We start from the raw sequence: 17,297 nt of genomic DNA, 5'->3' as shown, positions 1-17,297 counted from the left end.
CCAAACTGACAGAGGCAGAGCAGAGAATTCCAGACACAAAAAAAGCCACCCTTGGGTGACCTGATTGTGTACTAATGGTGCCGAAGGCCGGAATCGAACCGGCATGCCCGAAGGCGGTTGATTTTGAATCAACTGCGTCTACCGATTTCGCCACTTCGGCACTGAAGTCGTACACGGAAAACGAGGTGCATTATACCGTTAACGCGTCCCCGCGCAAGACTAATCCGGGCGAAGTCACTCTGATTGCTGAAAAAATGCCCGCACCCCGGTCTGGATCACGCCTTAGTCATGCTGGCAAACAGGACACCAGTAAAACGGGCGCGATCCGTGGGTGGTTTTTTCAATCGGGTGCCCGCAACGTTCACAAGGCCGTCCTGTGCGGTGAAACACCTTGAACTGAAAGCGGGCGCCATGGTACTTCCCTTCATCCAGCGGGTCGTCCATGGTGCCGCGAGTGGCATAGGATAGCCTGGGAATAGCCACAATCGCCTCACAGAGCCTGTCGAGCTGTTCAGTACTCAGTTCCCTTCCCCTCACCCCCGCCGCCAGTCCAGCCTGCCAGAGGATTTCCACCCGCAGATAGTTGCCTAATCCAGCGATAAAAGATTGGTCCAGCAGCAGGCTGCCGAGCTGGCGCCCGCGAAAGCGCGGCGACAGCAGGCGCGTTCGGGTCTCCTCCACCGTAAGGGCCGGATCCAACACATCGGGGCCGATGCGCAGTAAAAACGGGTGGGCCGCCAGCGCGTCGGCATCCAGGATCTGAATATCGGACGCGCTGTAGAGCAGGATGGCAAACTGTTCATTTTCCAGGCGAACCCTAAGGTCGCGTTTGGTGACCGGCGTTTCTCCGGCCTTAACCACCCGCCATACGCCGTAGAGCTGGTTATGGCTGTACAGCACCAGTCCGTTGGAAAACCAGGTCAGCAGCGCTTTGCCACGGGTCTCTATGTTCTCGATGCGTTGACCCTTTAATTGGGATTCAAACGGTTTCAGATGCGGGAAGGCAAACCACGCCAGGGTGATCTCCCGGCCGCCTACCGCCTTCATCAGGGTATCGGCCGCGCGCCGAATTTCAGGGCCTTCCGGCATACTCCTCTCCTGTTATGGGTATTTTCCCTGGGTAATAAGATAACACCGGCACCGGTTCCATGACCGTTAAAGAATGCCAGGGGAGGACGGGCGCCTAGAATTATCCGAAATCCTGCAATAATCGCCCATTCTTTGGTCTGTTCTCTTTTGGGCATGAACTTGTCCGGCATACTAACGTCGGAAAAAGGTACCCATGGAATAATACGCTTTCATTTTTTATGCTTATGTTAAACAGGAACTTGACCATGACAATCACCCTGCGGCATCACTTTCTATCGCTGGCTTTGATGGCGGCTTTGGCACCCGGACTGGCCCTGGCGGCCAACTGGATGGATTCGGTTAACAGCGCGCTCGGCAAATCAGGCGGCGCCGCGAGTAGCGGTACCACCGCCACGCAAGGCAATTCGGCGGCCTCCCTGGCCGGGTTGCTGGGCGGCGGCGATAAAGCCCTGAGCGCCGGCACCATGACCAATGCCGCCGGGGTGCTGGAGTACTGCGCAAAAAACAATCTACTGTCGGATACCGGCACTACGGCAATCAAAGATAAGCTGATGGGCAAACTGGGGATATCCAGCCCGTCCAACGCCAAGAGCCAGGACTATCAGCAGGGTCTCGGCGGGGTGTTGAATACCGCCCAAGGCGGTCAGTTGAACCTGAAGGATCTCGGCTCGTCGCAGCTGGGGCAGAAGGTGAAATACAAAGCCTGCAACCTGGTGCTGAAACAGGGCAAGAACTTCATTTCCTGACGGCGGCGTTATCGGCGCGGCTGCTTGAGAAACGCGTTGAACGCCGATTCGTAATCCGGATGCCAGCGGGACAACGGCGGTCGGTTTTCAATAATATCGCCGGCGGCCCATAGAATGCGTTTTTCATCCAGGGAACGGGGCGCGTCGTTATCCGGGCACAGTATGTAAAAATCTCCGGCATCCAGCCGCTCCATCATAAAATCAGCGGTCTGGCCCGGGGTCCAGGCGCCGGCGGGTTTTTCGACGCGGCCACGGCGGGTGAGTTCGGTGAACACAAATCCCGGGATCAGCAAATGGGCGCTGAGACGGCATCCTTCGGTATTGCGCAGCTCATGCTGTAATGCCTCGGTAAAGGCCTTTACGCCGGCCTTGGCGACGTTATAGGCCGGGTCTCCCGGCGGCGTGGTGATGCCTTGCTTGGAGCCGGTATTGATTACCAGGCCCGGTCGGCCGCGGGCTATCATGTCAGGCACAAAAATCTGTGTGCCGTTGATGACGCCGTATAAATTTACTTCCAGTATGCGCCGCCAGTTTTCCGCCGGACCGAACACGCCGCTGCCGGGCTGGATGCCGGCGTTATTCATCAGCACGTCGGTGCCGCCGAAGCGCTGGGCAACGGCATCATGCAGGCTCACCAGGGAATCCGGCTGGCTGACGTCCGCCTGGAAGGTGAAGACATCCTGCTTGCCTCGTGCCGCCAGTGCGGCCAGTTCTTCGGCCGCATGGGCGAGGCGTTCGGCCTCCAGGTCGGCAATGCAGACGCGCAGTCCGCGCTGGGCGAAACGTTTGGCGGCGGCCAGGCCTATGCCGGACGCGCCGCCGGTGATAACGGCGACCGAGCCGGGTATCAGGGATAAATGGGTCATGAGTATCCTCGCAATGTTGTTATCACATCGGCGATTCAGGGTCTTGATGAACCGACGTCCCAAAACGGTTACCATGCTAAAACGATTGCCCGCCGTGGGCAATGGTCTTGCCACATTGACTGCCACAGTCCTTATACCCGTCATACTTCAAGTTGCAGGCGCGTTGGCTTTCCTCGCTCACCCCAGTCACTTACCTGAGTAAGCTCCTGGGGATAGATGAACCTCATCCCTGAGGTTCACCCTGCGGGCCATCGCAAGCGCTGTTCAAATCTGTTCCAAACAGATTTGTCGCTGCGTTGCCGCCTTCCTGCAACTCGAATTATTTAGGGTATATATACCCACAATAACGTCAACAGGATGGACATTCAGCACTTTTTCCGATGGAGCAAGATCCTATTATCATGCAATATGCAGATACCCATCATCTTTCAAATTGCAGCTGTGTTGGCTGTGCTCGCCTACCCCAGTCACTTGGTTATCTAAGCTCTTGGGGTAAGCGAGCTTGCCGCCTTGCTGCAATTCGAAATCCATTGGGTATATTATAAATAAGGGTCTTTCACATAGTTCAAATAATATTATTAATCTGCTATTAAAAACCATTTAACAATATTATTCAGCATATCAAAAATAGCGGGACATGCCAGCAATAATGCCCGTTCGCGGTCGGTCCAATATGTTAATGAGGGGCTAAGGTACTCCGCAAGGAGTATTTTAGCCTTGTCATTATTAAAAAATAAAAGATAAAATCATTAGCCACTAAAAGCAGTTAGTCAATTGTTCTCATGCTAATGAGTTATGTAGAGGAGAATGAAGATTATAATTTTAAGTGCCTTTGTATTCGTTACCTAACGAATATCCCTCAAACCTGCGATGCTAATTATGACTAAAATATGAATAATTTTGATTTTAACTTATTGGTTGTACTCAATGCGCTGCTGGAAGACTGCAGCGTTAATCTGGCGGCCAGGAAACTGAACGTCACCGCACCAGCCATCAGCAAGTCGTTAAATAAAATTCGGGCCTTGTTTAACGATCCCATACTGGTCCGCAGCGGAACCAAACTGATTCCAACACCGAGGGCGATTGCGCTGAAGGAGGACGTGCGGCAGTTGGTTAACCGCATTGAGTCCATGTTGAATACCAATATGGCCTTCGAACCTCATACCACCAATGTGTCATTCACCATTGCGGCGAACGCCACCATTGTTTTTACTCTCAATGCCACATTATTCAGGGAAATACAGAAAAGCGCGCCAAATGTATTTATCAATATGGTTCATGACTCGGAGTTTGATGACGATTTTTTACGGTCAAACGATATCGATTTATACATAGGTGAAATGCGCGATCTGAATCCGGAGATCACCATCCGTACCATTCACTCCGCTAAGTGTTATTTTATGTGTCGCTGCGGGCATCCGATTCTCAGTACGGATAAAAGCATGGATAATTTGCTGAAATATCATTTTGTCCAGACCAAGGAGAAATACCCGTCCGGTACGGATGAGGCGATGAAGTATTTCTGGTCCGCCCGCCATGTCATGGGGGCTACGCCCGGTTATATGGCCACCATGAATGCCATCACCCATTCCGACGCCCTGGCCATCGTGCCGGATTTCGTGGTGAAGAATTTGCGCAAACTGAACATCGCGGTGGAATTTTTCAGCGCCGATTTTGATTTGGGCAAGCGCAGCATCATCCAGGCCTGGCACTCAAAGCACAACCATTCGCCCTGTCATAAATGGCTGCGCGACCTGACCAAAGTGCTGTTTGTTGAAAGTATAAAATAAATGATTCGCGGCCGTAACGGCTGATAACAACCTGAAGGTCGATGCAATGAGGTCTTCACCACTAGCCGGCGCTAACAGGGATATGCCTGTTATACCCGTCATACTTCAAGTTGCAGGTGCGCTGGCCTTCCTGCAACTCGAATTATTTAGGGTATAGCGCCTCGTCGCGATTAACGCCGTTTAAGCAACAGTCCCACGCTGATAATCAGGAACGCCATGCTGGGAATCAATGCCCCGTACAGCGGCGGCAGACTGTATACCAGGCTTAGGGGCCCGAAGATCTGATCCAGAACATAGAACAAAAACCCGAAGCTTATCCCCGTCACCACCCTTACCCCCATCGCCACGCTGCGCAGCGGACCGAAGATAAACGACAGCGCCATCAGCATCATCACCGCTACCGAGAAGGGAGAGAAGATCTTGCCCCACATATTCAACTCATAACGATTGGACTCCTGTCCGCTTTGCTTGAGGTATCTGACATAATCGCGCAGGCCGGTGATGGATAACGCATCCGGATCCAGCGCCACCACCCCCAATTTATCCGGGGTGAGATTAGTCTTCCAGACGCCGCTGAGCATCTGGCGGCCGGAGATCTGCTGGGGATGGCCCGAGATCTGCTGCGTATCGGTCAAATCGGATTCGTCCACCTGGGAGAGGCGCCAGCTGCCGTCGGCAAAACTGGCGGTGGCGGCATAGCGCAGCGACTGGAGCCGGTTTTGCGCGTTGAAATGGTAAATATTCACCCCGGACAATTCGCTGTTGCTCACCACCCGTTCAATATAAATAAAGTCGCTGCCGTCTTTTGCCCATAAGCCGTTTTGCACCGAGAGCATCGAACCGCCGTAGAGGGCCTGCGAACGGTAATTTCGCGCCATCTGTTCACCCTGCGGCGCCACCCATTCGCCGATGGCCATGGTGAGCAGCACCAGCGGAATGGCGGTTTTCATCACCGAGGCGGCGATTTGCATACGGGTGAAACCCGAGGCCTGCATCACCACCAGCTCGCTGCGGCTCGCCAGCGTGCCCAGGCCGAGCAGCGCGCCGAGCAGCGCCGCCATGGGAAAAAATATCTCGATATCCTTCGGGATGCTCAATATCGTGTAAAGCCCGGCGCCGACGACGGAATAGTCGCCCTGGCCGGTTTTACGCAGCTGATCGACGAACTTGATGATGCCGGAGAGCGATACCAGCATAAACAGGGTCATCATGATGGTGTTGAAAATCGTTTTACCGATGTAGCGGTCCAGTACTCCAAACATCAAACCGCTCCTCTGAAATGTAATCCGTCGCGTAGTCTTCTCACCGGCACGGTTTCCCAAAGATTAAGTAGCACGGCAATGCCCAGGTAGACCAGGTTGGTCAGCCACATCCATATCATCGGGTCGAGTTTACCTTTGGCGCCGTTGGAACGCAGCGAGCTTTGCAGCAGGAAAAAGATCAAGTACATCAGCATGGCCGGCAGCATACTCATCACCCGGCCCTGCCGGGGATTAACCGCACTGAGCGGCACCACCATGATTGCCATGATGAATACCGATACCACCAGGGTCAGGCGCCACTGCATTTCCGCCTTGGCCGCCGGGTCGGAGGAGTGGCGGAGTTCATGCATGGTCATCTGTTCCGCGTCGGTGTTGTCCACCGACACCTCTTGGTGACCTATCACCGCCTGGTATTGGGTAAAATCGGTGATACGAAAATCCCGCAGCAGCGCGGTGCCTTCGTAGCGGGTGCCTTTATCCAGCATCACCAGTTGCGAACCGTCGGCGCGCTGGGTCATATGTCCCTGATCCGCTACCACCACCGAGGGTCGCGCATTGCCTTTAGGCCGCAGCTGGGCCAGGAATACGTTCTGAAACTGTTGTCCTTTGACATTGCCGACAAACAGTATCGAGTTGCCGTTTTGCGCCGCCTGGAACTGCCCTTCCACCATGGCCGCCATGCTGGGATTGGCCTTGGCCTCCGCCAGGACTTCGTCCTGGTGACGAGCGGACCACGGGGAGAGCCAGATAACATTGGCGCCGGCGAAAATCGCCGTCAGCACGCTGAGAACCAGCGCCGCTTTGACCAAAACGCTCTTACCCAGACCACAGGCGTGCATCACCGTAATCTCGCTTTCGGTGTATAACCGGCTCAGGGTCATCAGTAAGCCAAGGAACAGGCTGAGAGGAAGAATTAATTGTGCCATTTCCGGCACCCCTAAACCCAGTAGGGATAACACCAGGTTTGTCGGGATATCGCCGTCAACCGCCGCTCCCAGCACCCTTACCAGCTTCTGACAGAAGAAAATCAGCAGCAGGATAAACAGGATGGCGAGCTGGCTTTTGAAAACTTCCCGAACCAGATATCTAATGATGATCACGCTTCTTTCGCCTGTGAAAACTTGTCTTTTTGCAGGAAAATCGATAATTTCTTTGCTAATCCACCAATAATACGTATCAATTAGCCACCTTTATCGCTAGATAGAGTATAACAACATTAAGCGTTCGGCCGTGCTATGAGAACGCACTGATTATTGCCGGAATAACGTCCTTTGCGTCGTTTAGATTAACACATAGAGTTAATGCAAAGGCGGGGGATAAGATAGGGAAAGGTCTATTTTATCTCCGTTGGCCGTCTTTGTCTTTAAGATTCAGGAGTGTGCATGGAGTTCAGTGTAAAAAGCGGTAGCCCGGAAAAACAACGCAGTGCCTGTATAGTTGTCGGCGTATTTGAACCGCGCCGCCTGTCTCCCATCGCTGAACAGCTCGACAAGATCAGCGACGGCTATATCAGTGCTCTATTGCGCCGCGGCGAACTGGAAGGAAAAGTGGGGCAGACGCTGCTGCTGCACCATGTTCCTAACGTGCTGTCCGAACGTATCCTGCTCATCGGCTGCGGCAAAGAACGCGAGCTGGATGAACGCCAATATAAACAGGTCATCCAGAAGACCATCAATACGCTGAACGACACCGGCTCCATGGAGGCTGTCTGCTTCCTGACCGAATTGCATGTCAAAGGGCGAAACACCTATTGGAAGGTCCGCCAGGCGGTGGAAACCTCCAAAGAATCCCTTTATACCTTCGATCAGCTTAAAAGCAACCGGGTCGAACCGCGCCGACCGCTGCGTAAAATGGTCTTTAACGTCCCCACCCGCCGCGAACTCACCGGCGGCGAACGCGCCATTCAACATGGCCTGGCCATTGCCGCCGGCATCAAGGCCTGCAAGGATTTGGGGAATATGCCCCCCAATATCTGCAACCCGGCTTATCTGGCCTCCCAGGCGCGCCAATTGGCGGATCGGTTCGGCAAAACCACCACCACCCGGGTCATCGGCGAGCAGCAGATGAAAGAGCTGGGCATGAACGCCTATCTGGCGGTGGGCCAGGGGTCGCAAAATGAATCGCTGATGTCGGTGATTGAGTATAAGGGCAGTCCGGATGCGGAAACCAAGCCGATTGTGCTGGTGGGCAAAGGTCTGACTTTTGACGCCGGAGGTATCTCCATCAAACCCGCCGACAGCATGGACGAGATGAAATACGACATGTGCGGCGCCGCCACCGTGTACGGCGTGATGCGCATGGCGCTGGAACTTGAGCTGCCGCTGAATATCGTCGGCGTGCTGGCGGGCTGCGAGAATATGGTGGACGGTCGCGCCTTCCGCCCCGGCGACGTGTTGACTACCCTGTCGGGACAAACGGTGGAAGTGCTGAATACCGATGCCGAAGGGCGGCTGGTGCTGTGCGACGCGCTGACCTATGTGGAACGCTTCGATCCGGAAGTGGTGATTGACGTGGCCACCCTCACCGGGGCCTGCGTCATTGCGCTCGGGCATCATCTTACCGGCCTGATGTCGAACCACAATCCCCTGGCCCATGAGCTGATCGCCGCCGCCGAACAGTCCGGCGATCGCGCCTGGCGTCTGCCGCTGGGAGACGAATATCAGGAGCAGCTGGAATCGAATTTTGCCGATATGGCCAATATCGGCGGCCGTCCGGGGGGCGCCATTACCGCCGGCTGTTTCCTGGCGCGGTTCGCCCGTAAATTCAGTTGGGCACATCTGGATATCGCCGGCACCGCCTGGCGCTCCGGCAAGACCAAAGGAGCTACCGGCAGGCCGGTGGCGCTGCTGGCGCAATTTCTGCTCAATCGCGCCGGACTGAACGGTGACGAATAAGCGCAAAAAAGGTATACTCGTCATACTTCAAGCCGCAGGTGCGTTGGCTTTCCTCGCTCACCCCAGTCACTTACCTGAGTAAGCTCCTGGGGGTTCGCTGTGTCGCCGCCTTCCTGCAACTCGAATTATTTTGAGTATATGCTTTACCGGGCGGCTCAGGTCGCCCGTTATTTTTTTGTCTCCCCCTCTCAGGTTCTTTGAAAACGGTACATGAAAAACGCGACCTTTTATCTGCTTGACCAGGACGAACTCCAGGACGGTTTGACCGCCGTGGAACGGCTGGCCTGTGAACTGGCGGCTGCCCGCTGGCGCGGCGGGAAAAGGGTGCTGGTGGCCTGTGAGGACGAGGAGCAGGCATTAAAACTGGACGAAGCCTTATGGCAGCGGGAGCCGGAATCCTTTGTGCCGCATAATCTGGCGGGGGAAGGTCCCCGTTACGGCGCGCCGGTGGAAATTTGCTGGCCCGGGCGCCGGGGCAACGCGCCGCGCGAGCTGTTAATCAGCCTGCTGCCGCACTGTGCCGATTTTGCCTCCGCTTTCCATGAAGTGATAGACTTCGTCCCTCATGAAGACCATATGAAACAGTTGGCGCGCGATCGCTATAAAGCCTATCGCAGCGTCGGCTTCCAATTGACCACGGCCACGCCGCCAACGCAGTGAAATACGACGCATAATGGAAAAGACATATAACCCGCACGATATTGAGCAGCCGCTTTACGAGCATTGGGAAAAACAGGGCTATTTCAAACCGAACAACGATCCCGGCAAAGAAAGCTTCTGCATCATGATCCCGCCGCCGAACGTGACCGGCAGTCTGCACATGGGCCATGCCTTCCAGCAGACCATTATGGATATCATCGTGCGTTACCAGCGCATGCAGGGCAAAAATACCCTGTGGCAGGTGGGCACCGATCATGCGGGTATCGCCACGCAAATGGTGGTGGAACGCAAAATCGCGGCGGAAGAGGGCAAAAACCGTCACGATTACGGCCGCGAGGCCTTTATCGAGAAAATCTGGCAGTGGAAGGCGGAATCCGGCGGCACCATTACCCGCCAGATGCGTCGCCTGGGCGCGTCGGTGGATTGGGATCGCGAGCGCTTTACCATGGACGAAGGGCTGTCCAACGCAGTGAAGGAAGTGTTCGTCCAGCTGTTTAAAGAGGATTTGATTTATCGCGGCAAGCGGCTGGTGAACTGGGATCCGAAACTGCGCACCGCCATTTCCGATCTGGAAGTGGAAAACCGCGAGTCCCAGTCTCACATATGGCATCTGCGTTATCCCCTGGCGGACGGCGCCAAAACCGCCGAAGGCAAGGATTACCTGGTAGTGGCCACCACCCGTCCGGAAACCATGCTGGGTGATAGCGGCGTGGCGGTTAATCCGGAAGATCCCCGTTACCGTAATCTCATCGGCAAATACGTGGTGCTGCCCCTGGTGGGCCGCCGCATTCCGATTATCGGCGACGAACACGCGGATATGACCAAAGGCACCGGCTGCGTGAAGATTACCCCGGCCCATGACTTTAATGACTATGAGGTGGGTAAGCGCCATGCCCTGCCCATGATCAATATCCTGACCCTGGACGGCAATATTCGTGACCAGGCGGAGGTATTTACCACGCTTGGCGAGGTGAGTTCCGCCGCCAATGAGGACATTCCCGCCGAGTTTCGCGGCCTGGAGCGTTTTGCCGCCCGTCGGGCGATAGTGGCCGCTTTCGACGGGCTGGGCCTACTGGATGAAATCAAGCCCCATGCCCTGACGGCGCCGTACGGCGATCGCAGCGGCGTGGTGATTGAGCCCATGCTCACCGATCAGTGGTATGTGCGCACCGCGCCGTTGGCCAAGGTGGCCATCGCGGCGGTGGAAGACGGCGAAATTCAGTTCGTGCCGAAGCAGTATGAAAATATGTATTTCAGCTGGATGCGCGATATCCAGGATTGGTGTATTTCCCGGCAATTGTGGTGGGGACACCGGATCCCGGCGTGGTATGACGAATCCGGCAAGGTGTATGTCGGCCGCAACGAAGACGAAGTCCGCCGGGAAAACCATCTTGATGCCGCGATGAAGCTGCGTCAGGATGAGGACGTGCTGGACACCTGGTTCTCCTCGGGCCTGTGGACCTTCTCCACCCTGGGCTGGCCTGAACAGACCCCCGACTTGAAGACCTTCCATCCCACCAGCGTGCTGGTGAGCGGCTTTGATATCATCTTCTTCTGGATTGCCCGCATGGTCATGCTCACCATGCATTTCGTCAAAGACGAAAACCAGCGTCCCCAGGTGCCGTTTAAAACCGTCTATATGACCGGACTTATCCGTGACGATGAAGGGCAGAAGATGTCCAAATCGAAAGGCAACGTGATTGATCCGCTGGATATGGTGGATGGGATTACCCTGGCGGAACTGGTGGAAAAACGCACCGGCAATATGATGCAGCCACAGTTGGCGGATAAAATCCGCAAGCGCACCGAAAAACAGTTCCCCCTGGGAATCGAGCCGCACGGCACCGACGCCCTGCGCTTCACCTTGGCGGCGCTGGCCTCCACCGGCCGTGATATCAATTGGGATATGAAACGCCTGGAAGGTTACCGCAACTTCTGCAACAAGCTGTGGAACGCCAGCCGTTTTGTGCTGATGAACACTGAAGATCAGGATTGCGGCCGGCACGGGGGCGAGATGAGCCTGTCCCTGGCGGATCGATGGATTCTGACCGCCTTCAACCAAACGGTGAAAGCCTATCGCGACGCGCTGGATAACTACCGCTTCGATTTGGCGGCCAATGTGCTTTACGACTTTACCTGGAATCAGTTCTGCGACTGGTATCTTGAGCTTACCAAGCCGGTGATGACCGGCGGCAGCGACGCCGAGCTGCGCGGTACGCGGCATACGCTGGTACAGGTATTGGAGAGTTTATTGCGCCTGGCCCATCCCATCGTGCCGTTTATCACCGAAACCATCTGGCAGCGGGTAAAAGTGCTCAAGGGCATCGATGCCGATACGCTGATGCTGCAACCCTTCCCCACTTTTGATGCCGCCCTGGACGACGGCCAGGCCCTGGCGGACGTGGAGTGGATCAAACAGGTCATTATGGCGGTGAGGGCTGTCCGGACGGAAATGAACATCTCCCCCGGCAAACCGCTGGATCTGCTGGTGCGCGGCGCCACGCCGCTTACCCGTCAGCGTATCGATACCAACCGGAGTTTTATCCAGACCCTGGCGCGGCTGCAAAGCCTGAGCCTGCTGGATGACGGCGATAAAGGCCCGGTTTCCGTAGTTAAGCTGGTGGAAGAAGGCGAACTGCTGATCCCCATGGCCGGTCTTATCGATAAAGCGGCGGAACTGGATCGGCTGGCCAACGAAGTCGCCCGGCTCGAGGGGGAAATCGGCCGTATAGAAGCCAAGCTGTCCAACGAAGGATTTGTTGCCCGCGCGCCGGAAGCGGTGGTAGCGAAAGAGCGGGAAAAACTGGCGGGCTATATCGCCTCAAAAGCGACGCTGCTGGAGCAACGGACCACCATCGCCAATCTTTGATCACGTGCCGCACTGTGCGGCGGCCCTGCCGGCTCGTGAGCGCCGCCGGCAGGCCATCGACGTCTGCTGTTAACCGCCGAAGCTGCGACAGGCGGCCCGGATGCTTGGCATTTTCTGGAAGCGCCTTCCACCAGTAATGGCGATAGTGGTAAACCTATAACGAAAGCTTTCGCCATTTTATTTATGAAACCGGCGGGGGATGCTATTCCGTCACATGATTTTATTTGCATCACCAGCATCTGCAATGCTATTACTCGTAATAATAAAACAGATAATGTATTTCACTTTTCTGAGTAATGACGATGTCCACAGCAACTTCAGTCAACATTTTGGTAAGGCCCATTGCGCCGGACGATAATCAAGCCATCGCCGACGTGATCCGCCAGGTATCGGCCGAGTTTGGCCTGACCGCGGACAAAGGCTATACGGTGTCAGACCCCAATCTGGACAATTTGTATCAGCTCTACAGCCATCCCCGCAGCGCCTATTGGATTATTGAATATGAAGGCCGGGTCGCCGGCGGCGGCGGCATCGCGCCTTTGGAAGGCGCCGCGCCGGAAATAGGTGAATTACAGAAGATGTATTTTCTACAAAGCCTGCGCGGACGCGGGGTGGCGCATGAATTGGCACTGCGGGGATTGGCGTTTGCCCGCAGCCAGGGCTTCACCCATTGCTATCTGGAAACCACCGCCACGCTGACCCGGGCAATCGCGCTATATGAACGGCTGGGATTCGAGCATATCAACGGCCCGCTGGGCAGCACCGGCCATGTGGATTGTGAAGTGAGAATGCTCAAACGCTTGTAAAGCCTGTATCGTGACCCACACGCCACGATACAGGTTAATCCATCAGGCACTTGTGCCGGCACCCATGCCGAACGCCGATATCAATGACGGGTGCCGTTATCATCCCGATCGATGAGGTGATTGTGGATCGGCGGTGGGGTGTCTTCACCCTCGTCCCCTTCTTCATCCTCTTCCTCGTCGTCTTCGCCGTCCTCAAAATAGGTGCCCCAGCCGTCATAATTGACGCCATGCCGTTCCGCCAGCGCAAACAGCTGCTCGACCTGGGCATCGATAACGTCCGCATTGAGCGCCACTTCGCTGACGGCATCGCAACACATCAACACGGAACCGTCTTCCACTTCCAGCTCCTCGGCGTCGGTCACTTCATAACCCAGCTTGAACGCTTCGACCGCGGCTTTTTCCAACATATCGAAATTTTCTGCGGAAAAGTGATGTTCGATGGTGTAAAGCGCCTCCGGATCGCTGCCGTCTTCCAGCAGCTCTTCGATTATTAAACGCGTTTCATCGCGCTGCTCTTCCAGAAATTGATGTGCCATGCCCCTGTCCTCAATGAGTCGGCCGTTCGGACCACTATTTTCCCACAGCGGCGGGTAAGGCTCCAGCTTAAACATGAAAGATTTACTGTCAATGCTTGAAATTGAATATTCATACATATAAAGTGAATTTTAATGCAAATGATATTAATGATTATGAATGGAGGGCAATGCTTATGAGAGAGTTTTATCAGCGTCATTTTCTCAGACTAATGGATTTCACACCGGCGGAACTTCTTGATTTACTGGCATTATCCGCCGCCCTGAAACAGGAAAAACGCAGCGGGCAGGAAAAACAGCGTCTGGCGGGCAAAAATATTGCGCTTATCTTCGAAAAAGACTCGACCCGCACCCGCTGCGCTTTTGAAGTTGCCGCCTTTGATCAGGGCGCGCGCGTGACCTACCTCGGCCCCAGCGGCAGTCAGATCGGCAACAAGGAATCCATCAAGGATACCGCCCGGGTATTGGGCCGGATGTACCACGGCATTCAATACCGCGGTTACGGTCAGGAGATCGTCGAGACACTGGCGGCATATGCCGGCGTGCCGGTGTGGAATGGCTTAACCACCGAATTCCACCCGACCCAGTTACTGGCCGATCTGCTGACCATGCAAGAACACCTCCCTCATAAGCCTTTTAACCAGATAAAATTCGCCTATGTGGGCGACGCCCGCAACAATATGGGCAACAGCATGCTGGAGGCGGCGGCGCTGACCGGGCTCGATCTGCGGCTGGTGGCCCCAAGCGCCTGCTGGCCGGATAGTGAGCTGGTGGCGGAATGCCGTCAGTTGGCCGAACAGCGGGGTGGACGCATCACCCTGACCGAAGACATTGGCGAAGGCGTGGAAGGGGTGGATTTTATCTATACCGACGTGTGGGTATCCATGGGCGAGCCCAAATCCATCTGGCAGGAGCGTATTGCCTTGCTGCGTCCGTATCAGGTGAATATGGCGATGATTGCACTCACCGGCAATCCGCAGGTCAAATTCCTGCACTGCCTGCCCGCCTTCCATGACGATCAAACGACCATCGGCAAAGAGATGGCCGACCAATACGGCCTGGTGGGCGGTATGGAAGTCACCGACGAGGTATTTGAATCGGCCCGCAGCGTGGTGTTCGATCAGGCGGAAAACCGGCTGCATACCATCAAGGCGGTGATGGTGGCGACCCTGGCAAAAGACTAAAGGCCCCACAGCAGGCAGGGCCCGCGATCACCGAACGTGCATTGAGCCTGTTAAAGGGAGAGAGCGCCAATATGGTCGAAGCGGGCGTGGTTTTTCCGCCAGCCGGAGCGCCACCTCGCACGCTAGGCCCGCGATCACCGGAGCCTGAACCGGGCCATGTTAAAGGGAGAGCGCGCCGATGTGGTCGAAGCGGGCGTGGTTTTTCCGCCCGCGGAGTGCCACATGGCACGCTAGGCCCGCGATCACCGAACGTGCATCGAGCCTGTTAAAGGGAGAGCGCGCTACGGCAGGGATCAGCGCCAATCACCGCACCAGCGCGGCTTCAATCTTCACCACCGCTTTACGCACATGCGCCGGCGCACCCACGGCACACAGCGGTTTATGCACTTCGCCGGGGTAATAGACCACAAAGTCACCCGCCCGCATCACAAACTGTTTTTCCTGCGCGCCGGACGCCACAAAGGCAACATCCTTATCCGCCAGCCAGTCGGTATCGGGTTTGCCCGCCGGCAGGTTACTGAAGGCCATGCCCTCTTCACCCTGCAGCACAATCTGGATATCCAGATATTTGGCATGGAACTCGGCGCGACGTTGCTCAAACACATCGGTGCTGTCGTTTGAGACCATGACAAAGATCTCATCGCCACGGATATCGTACTTACCCAGCGGGGTTTCGGCTGTGATGTGTTTTTTAACGTACTCAATGGCGTCGCACAGCGTTGCCGGCAGGTAGGGGACGAGGTCAAGATGGTGAATATTACCGCTGATCATAACGATTCCTTAAACTGAAATGTTGTTTCATTATATAGCCGCACCCGTATCAGACTGAGTGTTATTTAACACTTTTTTTTATTAGCAAGCCAATCGTTTGCTCCATTACGGATAATCGCTCTTTTACGCTTGAAGTGTAGCGGCAGCCGAGTATAATTTCGGGCAATTTGCCGGGAGGATCAATGAACACCACTGAGAAATTTAATGTTTATGACGATCTTCGGTTGCCTGTCGGCAGCCGGTTGCCATTGTTGCTCCCGTTGCCCGTTTTGAAGTATTCGTATCCCGCCCCTCGTTGAGGGGCTTTTTTTTGCGCGGCATTCAGGCCGCCGCCTAAACTTGCGTCAGACACCGGCGTTAACGACACCCGAAGGAGGGATAAAACATGGCCAATCCCCTTTACCAAAAGCACATCGTATCCATCAACGACCTGAGCCGCGAAGATCTGGAGCTGGTATTGCAAACCGCCGCCAGCCTGAAGACCCGGCCACAGCCGGAGCTGTTAAAGCATAAGGTCATCGCCAGCTGCTTTTTCGAAGCCTCCACCCGCACCCGCCTGTCGTTTGAAACCGCCATGCACCGCCTAGGGGCATCAGTAGTGGGCTTCCCCGACGCGGGCAATACTTCCCTCGGGAAAAAAGGCGAAACGCTGGCGGATACCATTTCAGTCATCAGTACCTATGTCGATGCCATTGTGATGCGCCATCCCCAGGAAGGAGCCGCCCGCCTGGCCACCGAATTTTCCGGCGGCGTGCCCATCCTCAATGCCGGTGACGGCGCCAATCAGCACCCCACCCAAACCCTGTTGGACCTGTTTACCATCCAGGAAACCCAGGGACGGCTGAACAACATCAATATCGCCATGGTGGGAGATTTGAAATACGGCCGCACCGTACACTCCCTGACCCAGGCGCTGGCCAAGTTCGAAGGCAATCATTTCTTCTTTATCGCCCCGGAAGCGCTGGCGATGCCGACCTATATCCTGAATATGCTGGCGGAGAAAAACATCCGCTACAGCGTGCACGCCACTATTGAAGACGTGGTGCCGCAACTGGATATCCTTTATATGACGCGGGTACAGAAAGAACGGCTGGACCCGTCGGAATACGCCAACGTTAAAGCCCAGTTCGTTCTGCACGCCGGTGATTTGGTCAAAGCCCGCGCCAACCTGAAAGTATTGCACCCACTGCCCAGGGTGGACGAAATCGCCCACGAAGTGGACGCCACGCCCTATGCCTACTATTTTCAACAGGCCGGGAACGGGATTTTCGCGCGCCAGGCATTGTTGTCCCTGGTATTAAACAACCATCATGCAGAGTAAGGAGAAGGTGATGACTCAGGACAATAAGTTACAGGTTGAGGCCATCAGCCGCGGCACGGTAATCGATCATATCCCGGCGCAGGTGGGCTTTAAGTTATTAACCTTGTTCAAGCTGACGGCCACCGATCAGCGGATCACCATCGGGTTGAACCTGCCCTCCAATCAGTTGGGCAAAAAAGACCTGATCAAAATCGAAAACGTCTTTCTCACCGAGCAGCAGGCCAACCAGCTGGCGATTTATGCCCCCCACGCCACGGTTAACCGTATTGATAATTATGAAGTGGTGCGTAAGCTGACCCTGTCGCTGCCGGATCGCGTCGACGGCGTGCTAACCTGCCCCAACAGCAACTGCATCAGCCGCAGCGAGCCGGTGGCGTCCGGCTTCAGCGTTAAAAGCCGGGGCAACCAAGTGCATCTCAAGTGCAAATATTGTGAAAAAGAGTTCGAACACCAGGCGGTGATCCAAAACTCCTGAAGTCCCGACCAGGCCTGCTGAAGTGAGCGCA

General features: G+C 55.4%; 15 protein-coding genes and 1 tRNA gene. 9 read left to right on the top strand and 7 right to left on the bottom strand.

Annotation, left to right across the window (positions count from 1 at the left end):
- Positions 1-75 precede the first annotated feature (75 nt).
- Together HB631_RS26380 and nei are read right to left on the bottom strand one after the other, a co-directional pair.
- Positions 76-160: transfer RNA gene (locus HB631_RS26380), tRNA-Leu, on the bottom strand.
- Between the two features lie 122 nt (positions 161-282).
- Positions 283-1,089 carry an endonuclease VIII gene (gene nei, locus HB631_RS26375; RefSeq protein ID WP_213994143.1) on the bottom strand — a complete coding sequence of 269 codons (807 nt, stop codon included), beginning with the start codon at positions 1,087-1,089 and terminating at the stop codon, positions 283-285.
- Between the two features lie 245 nt (positions 1,090-1,334).
- Here nei and HB631_RS26370 point away from each other — a divergent pair, with 245 nt between their 5' ends.
- Positions 1,335-1,835 carry a DUF2501 domain-containing protein gene (locus HB631_RS26370; RefSeq protein WP_213994142.1) on the top strand — a complete coding sequence of 167 codons (501 nt, stop codon included), beginning with the start codon at positions 1,335-1,337 and terminating at the stop codon, positions 1,833-1,835.
- Positions 1,836-1,843: 8 nt separating this feature from the next.
- On the opposite strand, the gene HB631_RS26365 is transcribed toward HB631_RS26370, so the two are convergent.
- The gene (locus HB631_RS26365) at positions 1,844-2,701 is read right to left on the bottom strand and encodes an SDR family NAD(P)-dependent oxidoreductase (RefSeq protein WP_213994141.1); all 858 of its coding nucleotides are present in this window, start codon (positions 2,699-2,701) and stop codon (positions 1,844-1,846) included.
- An 890-nt stretch (positions 2,702-3,591) separates the two neighbouring features.
- Between HB631_RS26365 and HB631_RS26360 the strand changes: the two genes are divergently transcribed.
- Complete coding sequence (locus tag HB631_RS26360; protein ID WP_213994140.1) at positions 3,592-4,491, top strand: LysR family transcriptional regulator; 900 nt, start codon at positions 3,592-3,594, stop codon at positions 4,489-4,491.
- Positions 4,492-4,661: 170 nt separating this feature from the next.
- On the opposite strand, the gene lptG is transcribed toward HB631_RS26360, so the two are convergent.
- Positions 4,662-5,753 (bottom strand): LPS export ABC transporter permease LptG, encoded by a 1,092-nt coding sequence (gene lptG / locus HB631_RS26355; protein ID WP_213994139.1) that lies wholly within the window; start codon positions 5,751-5,753, stop codon positions 4,662-4,664.
- Entirely contained in the window at positions 5,753-6,853 is a 1,101-nt protein-coding gene (lptF, locus tag HB631_RS26350) for an LPS export ABC transporter permease LptF (RefSeq protein WP_213994138.1), read from the bottom strand. The genes lptG and lptF overlap by 1 nt, the downstream gene beginning before the upstream one ends.
- A gap of 282 nt (positions 6,854-7,135) precedes the next feature.
- On the opposite strand from lptF, the gene pepA reads away from it, so the two are divergent.
- The 4 genes from pepA (at position 7,136) to HB631_RS26330 (ending at position 12,982) form a co-directional block, all read left to right on the top strand.
- A complete protein-coding gene (gene pepA / locus HB631_RS26345; RefSeq protein ID WP_213994137.1) occupies positions 7,136-8,647 on the top strand; it encodes a leucyl aminopeptidase in 1,512 nt (503 codons plus the stop codon).
- A 210-nt stretch (positions 8,648-8,857) separates the two neighbouring features.
- The gene (locus tag HB631_RS26340) at positions 8,858-9,307 is read left to right on the top strand and encodes a DNA polymerase III subunit chi (protein WP_213994136.1); all 450 of its coding nucleotides are present in this window, start codon (positions 8,858-8,860) and stop codon (positions 9,305-9,307) included.
- 13 nt (positions 9,308-9,320) lie between these two features.
- Positions 9,321-12,176, top strand: a complete 2,856-nt coding sequence (locus tag HB631_RS26335) for a valine--tRNA ligase (protein ID WP_213994135.1) — start codon at positions 9,321-9,323, stop codon at positions 12,174-12,176.
- A gap of 302 nt (positions 12,177-12,478) precedes the next feature.
- The gene (locus tag HB631_RS26330) at positions 12,479-12,982 is read left to right on the top strand and encodes a GNAT family N-acetyltransferase (RefSeq protein WP_213994134.1); all 504 of its coding nucleotides are present in this window, start codon (positions 12,479-12,481) and stop codon (positions 12,980-12,982) included.
- Between the two features lie 80 nt (positions 12,983-13,062).
- Here the strand turns inward: HB631_RS26330 and rraB are convergent, their stop codons facing one another.
- Positions 13,063-13,518 (bottom strand): ribonuclease E inhibitor RraB, encoded by a 456-nt coding sequence (gene rraB, locus HB631_RS26325; protein WP_213994133.1) that lies wholly within the window; start codon positions 13,516-13,518, stop codon positions 13,063-13,065.
- Positions 13,519-13,691: 173 nt separating this feature from the next.
- On the opposite strand from rraB, the gene argF reads away from it, so the two are divergent.
- Complete coding sequence (argF, locus tag HB631_RS26320) at positions 13,692-14,699, top strand: ornithine carbamoyltransferase (protein ID WP_213994132.1); 1,008 nt, start codon at positions 13,692-13,694, stop codon at positions 14,697-14,699.
- 303 nt (positions 14,700-15,002) lie between these two features.
- Here argF and HB631_RS26315 read toward each other — a convergent pair whose 3' ends face one another.
- Positions 15,003-15,470, bottom strand: coding sequence for a YhcH/YjgK/YiaL family protein (locus HB631_RS26315; RefSeq protein WP_213994131.1), 468 nt, complete (start codon positions 15,468-15,470; stop codon positions 15,003-15,005).
- A gap of 385 nt (positions 15,471-15,855) precedes the next feature.
- On the opposite strand from HB631_RS26315, the gene pyrB reads away from it, so the two are divergent.
- Positions 15,856-16,791, top strand: coding sequence for an aspartate carbamoyltransferase (gene pyrB, locus HB631_RS26310; protein WP_213994130.1), 936 nt, complete (start codon positions 15,856-15,858; stop codon positions 16,789-16,791).
- 10 nt (positions 16,792-16,801) lie between these two features.
- Positions 16,802-17,266, top strand: a complete 465-nt coding sequence (gene pyrI, locus HB631_RS26305) for an aspartate carbamoyltransferase regulatory subunit (RefSeq protein WP_213994129.1) — start codon at positions 16,802-16,804, stop codon at positions 17,264-17,266.
- Positions 17,267-17,297: the final 31 nt, after the last annotated feature.

Origin of the sequence: Sodalis sp. dw_96, assembly GCF_018449575.1 — a bacterium.
Lineage (GTDB): Bacteria > Pseudomonadota > Gammaproteobacteria > Enterobacterales > Enterobacteriaceae > Acerihabitans.
Note: the sequence above shows the minus strand (reverse complement) of the source record. Positions and strands in the feature narration are given on the sequence as shown.

Excerpts from the sequence above, each read along its gene's own strand:
- HB631_RS26335 (WP_213994135.1), top strand. The coding sequence starts at position 9,321 with ATGGAAAAGACATATAACCCGCACGATATTGAGCAGCCGCTTTACGAG.
- pyrB (WP_213994130.1), top strand. The coding sequence starts at position 15,856 with ATGGCCAATCCCCTTTACCAAAAGCACATCGTATCCATCAACGACCTG.
- pyrI (WP_213994129.1), top strand. The coding sequence starts at position 16,802 with ATGACTCAGGACAATAAGTTACAGGTTGAGGCCATCAGCCGCGGCACG.
- nei (WP_213994143.1), bottom strand. The coding sequence starts at position 1,089 with ATGCCGGAAGGCCCTGAAATTCGGCGCGCGGCCGATACCCTGATGAAG.
- HB631_RS26340 (WP_213994136.1), top strand. The coding sequence starts at position 8,858 with ATGAAAAACGCGACCTTTTATCTGCTTGACCAGGACGAACTCCAGGAC.
- HB631_RS26365 (WP_213994141.1), bottom strand. The coding sequence starts at position 2,701 with ATGACCCATTTATCCCTGATACCCGGCTCGGTCGCCGTTATCACCGGC.
- lptG (WP_213994139.1), bottom strand. The coding sequence starts at position 5,753 with ATGTTTGGAGTACTGGACCGCTACATCGGTAAAACGATTTTCAACACC.
- HB631_RS26360 (WP_213994140.1), top strand. The coding sequence starts at position 3,592 with ATGAATAATTTTGATTTTAACTTATTGGTTGTACTCAATGCGCTGCTG.
- rraB (WP_213994133.1), bottom strand. The coding sequence starts at position 13,518 with ATGGCACATCAATTTCTGGAAGAGCAGCGCGATGAAACGCGTTTAATA.
- pepA (WP_213994137.1), top strand. The coding sequence starts at position 7,136 with ATGGAGTTCAGTGTAAAAAGCGGTAGCCCGGAAAAACAACGCAGTGCC.
- HB631_RS26330 (WP_213994134.1), top strand. The coding sequence starts at position 12,479 with ATGTCCACAGCAACTTCAGTCAACATTTTGGTAAGGCCCATTGCGCCG.
- argF (WP_213994132.1), top strand. The coding sequence starts at position 13,692 with ATGAGAGAGTTTTATCAGCGTCATTTTCTCAGACTAATGGATTTCACA.
- HB631_RS26315 (WP_213994131.1), bottom strand. The coding sequence starts at position 15,470 with ATGATCAGCGGTAATATTCACCATCTTGACCTCGTCCCCTACCTGCCG.
- HB631_RS26370 (WP_213994142.1), top strand. The coding sequence starts at position 1,335 with ATGACAATCACCCTGCGGCATCACTTTCTATCGCTGGCTTTGATGGCG.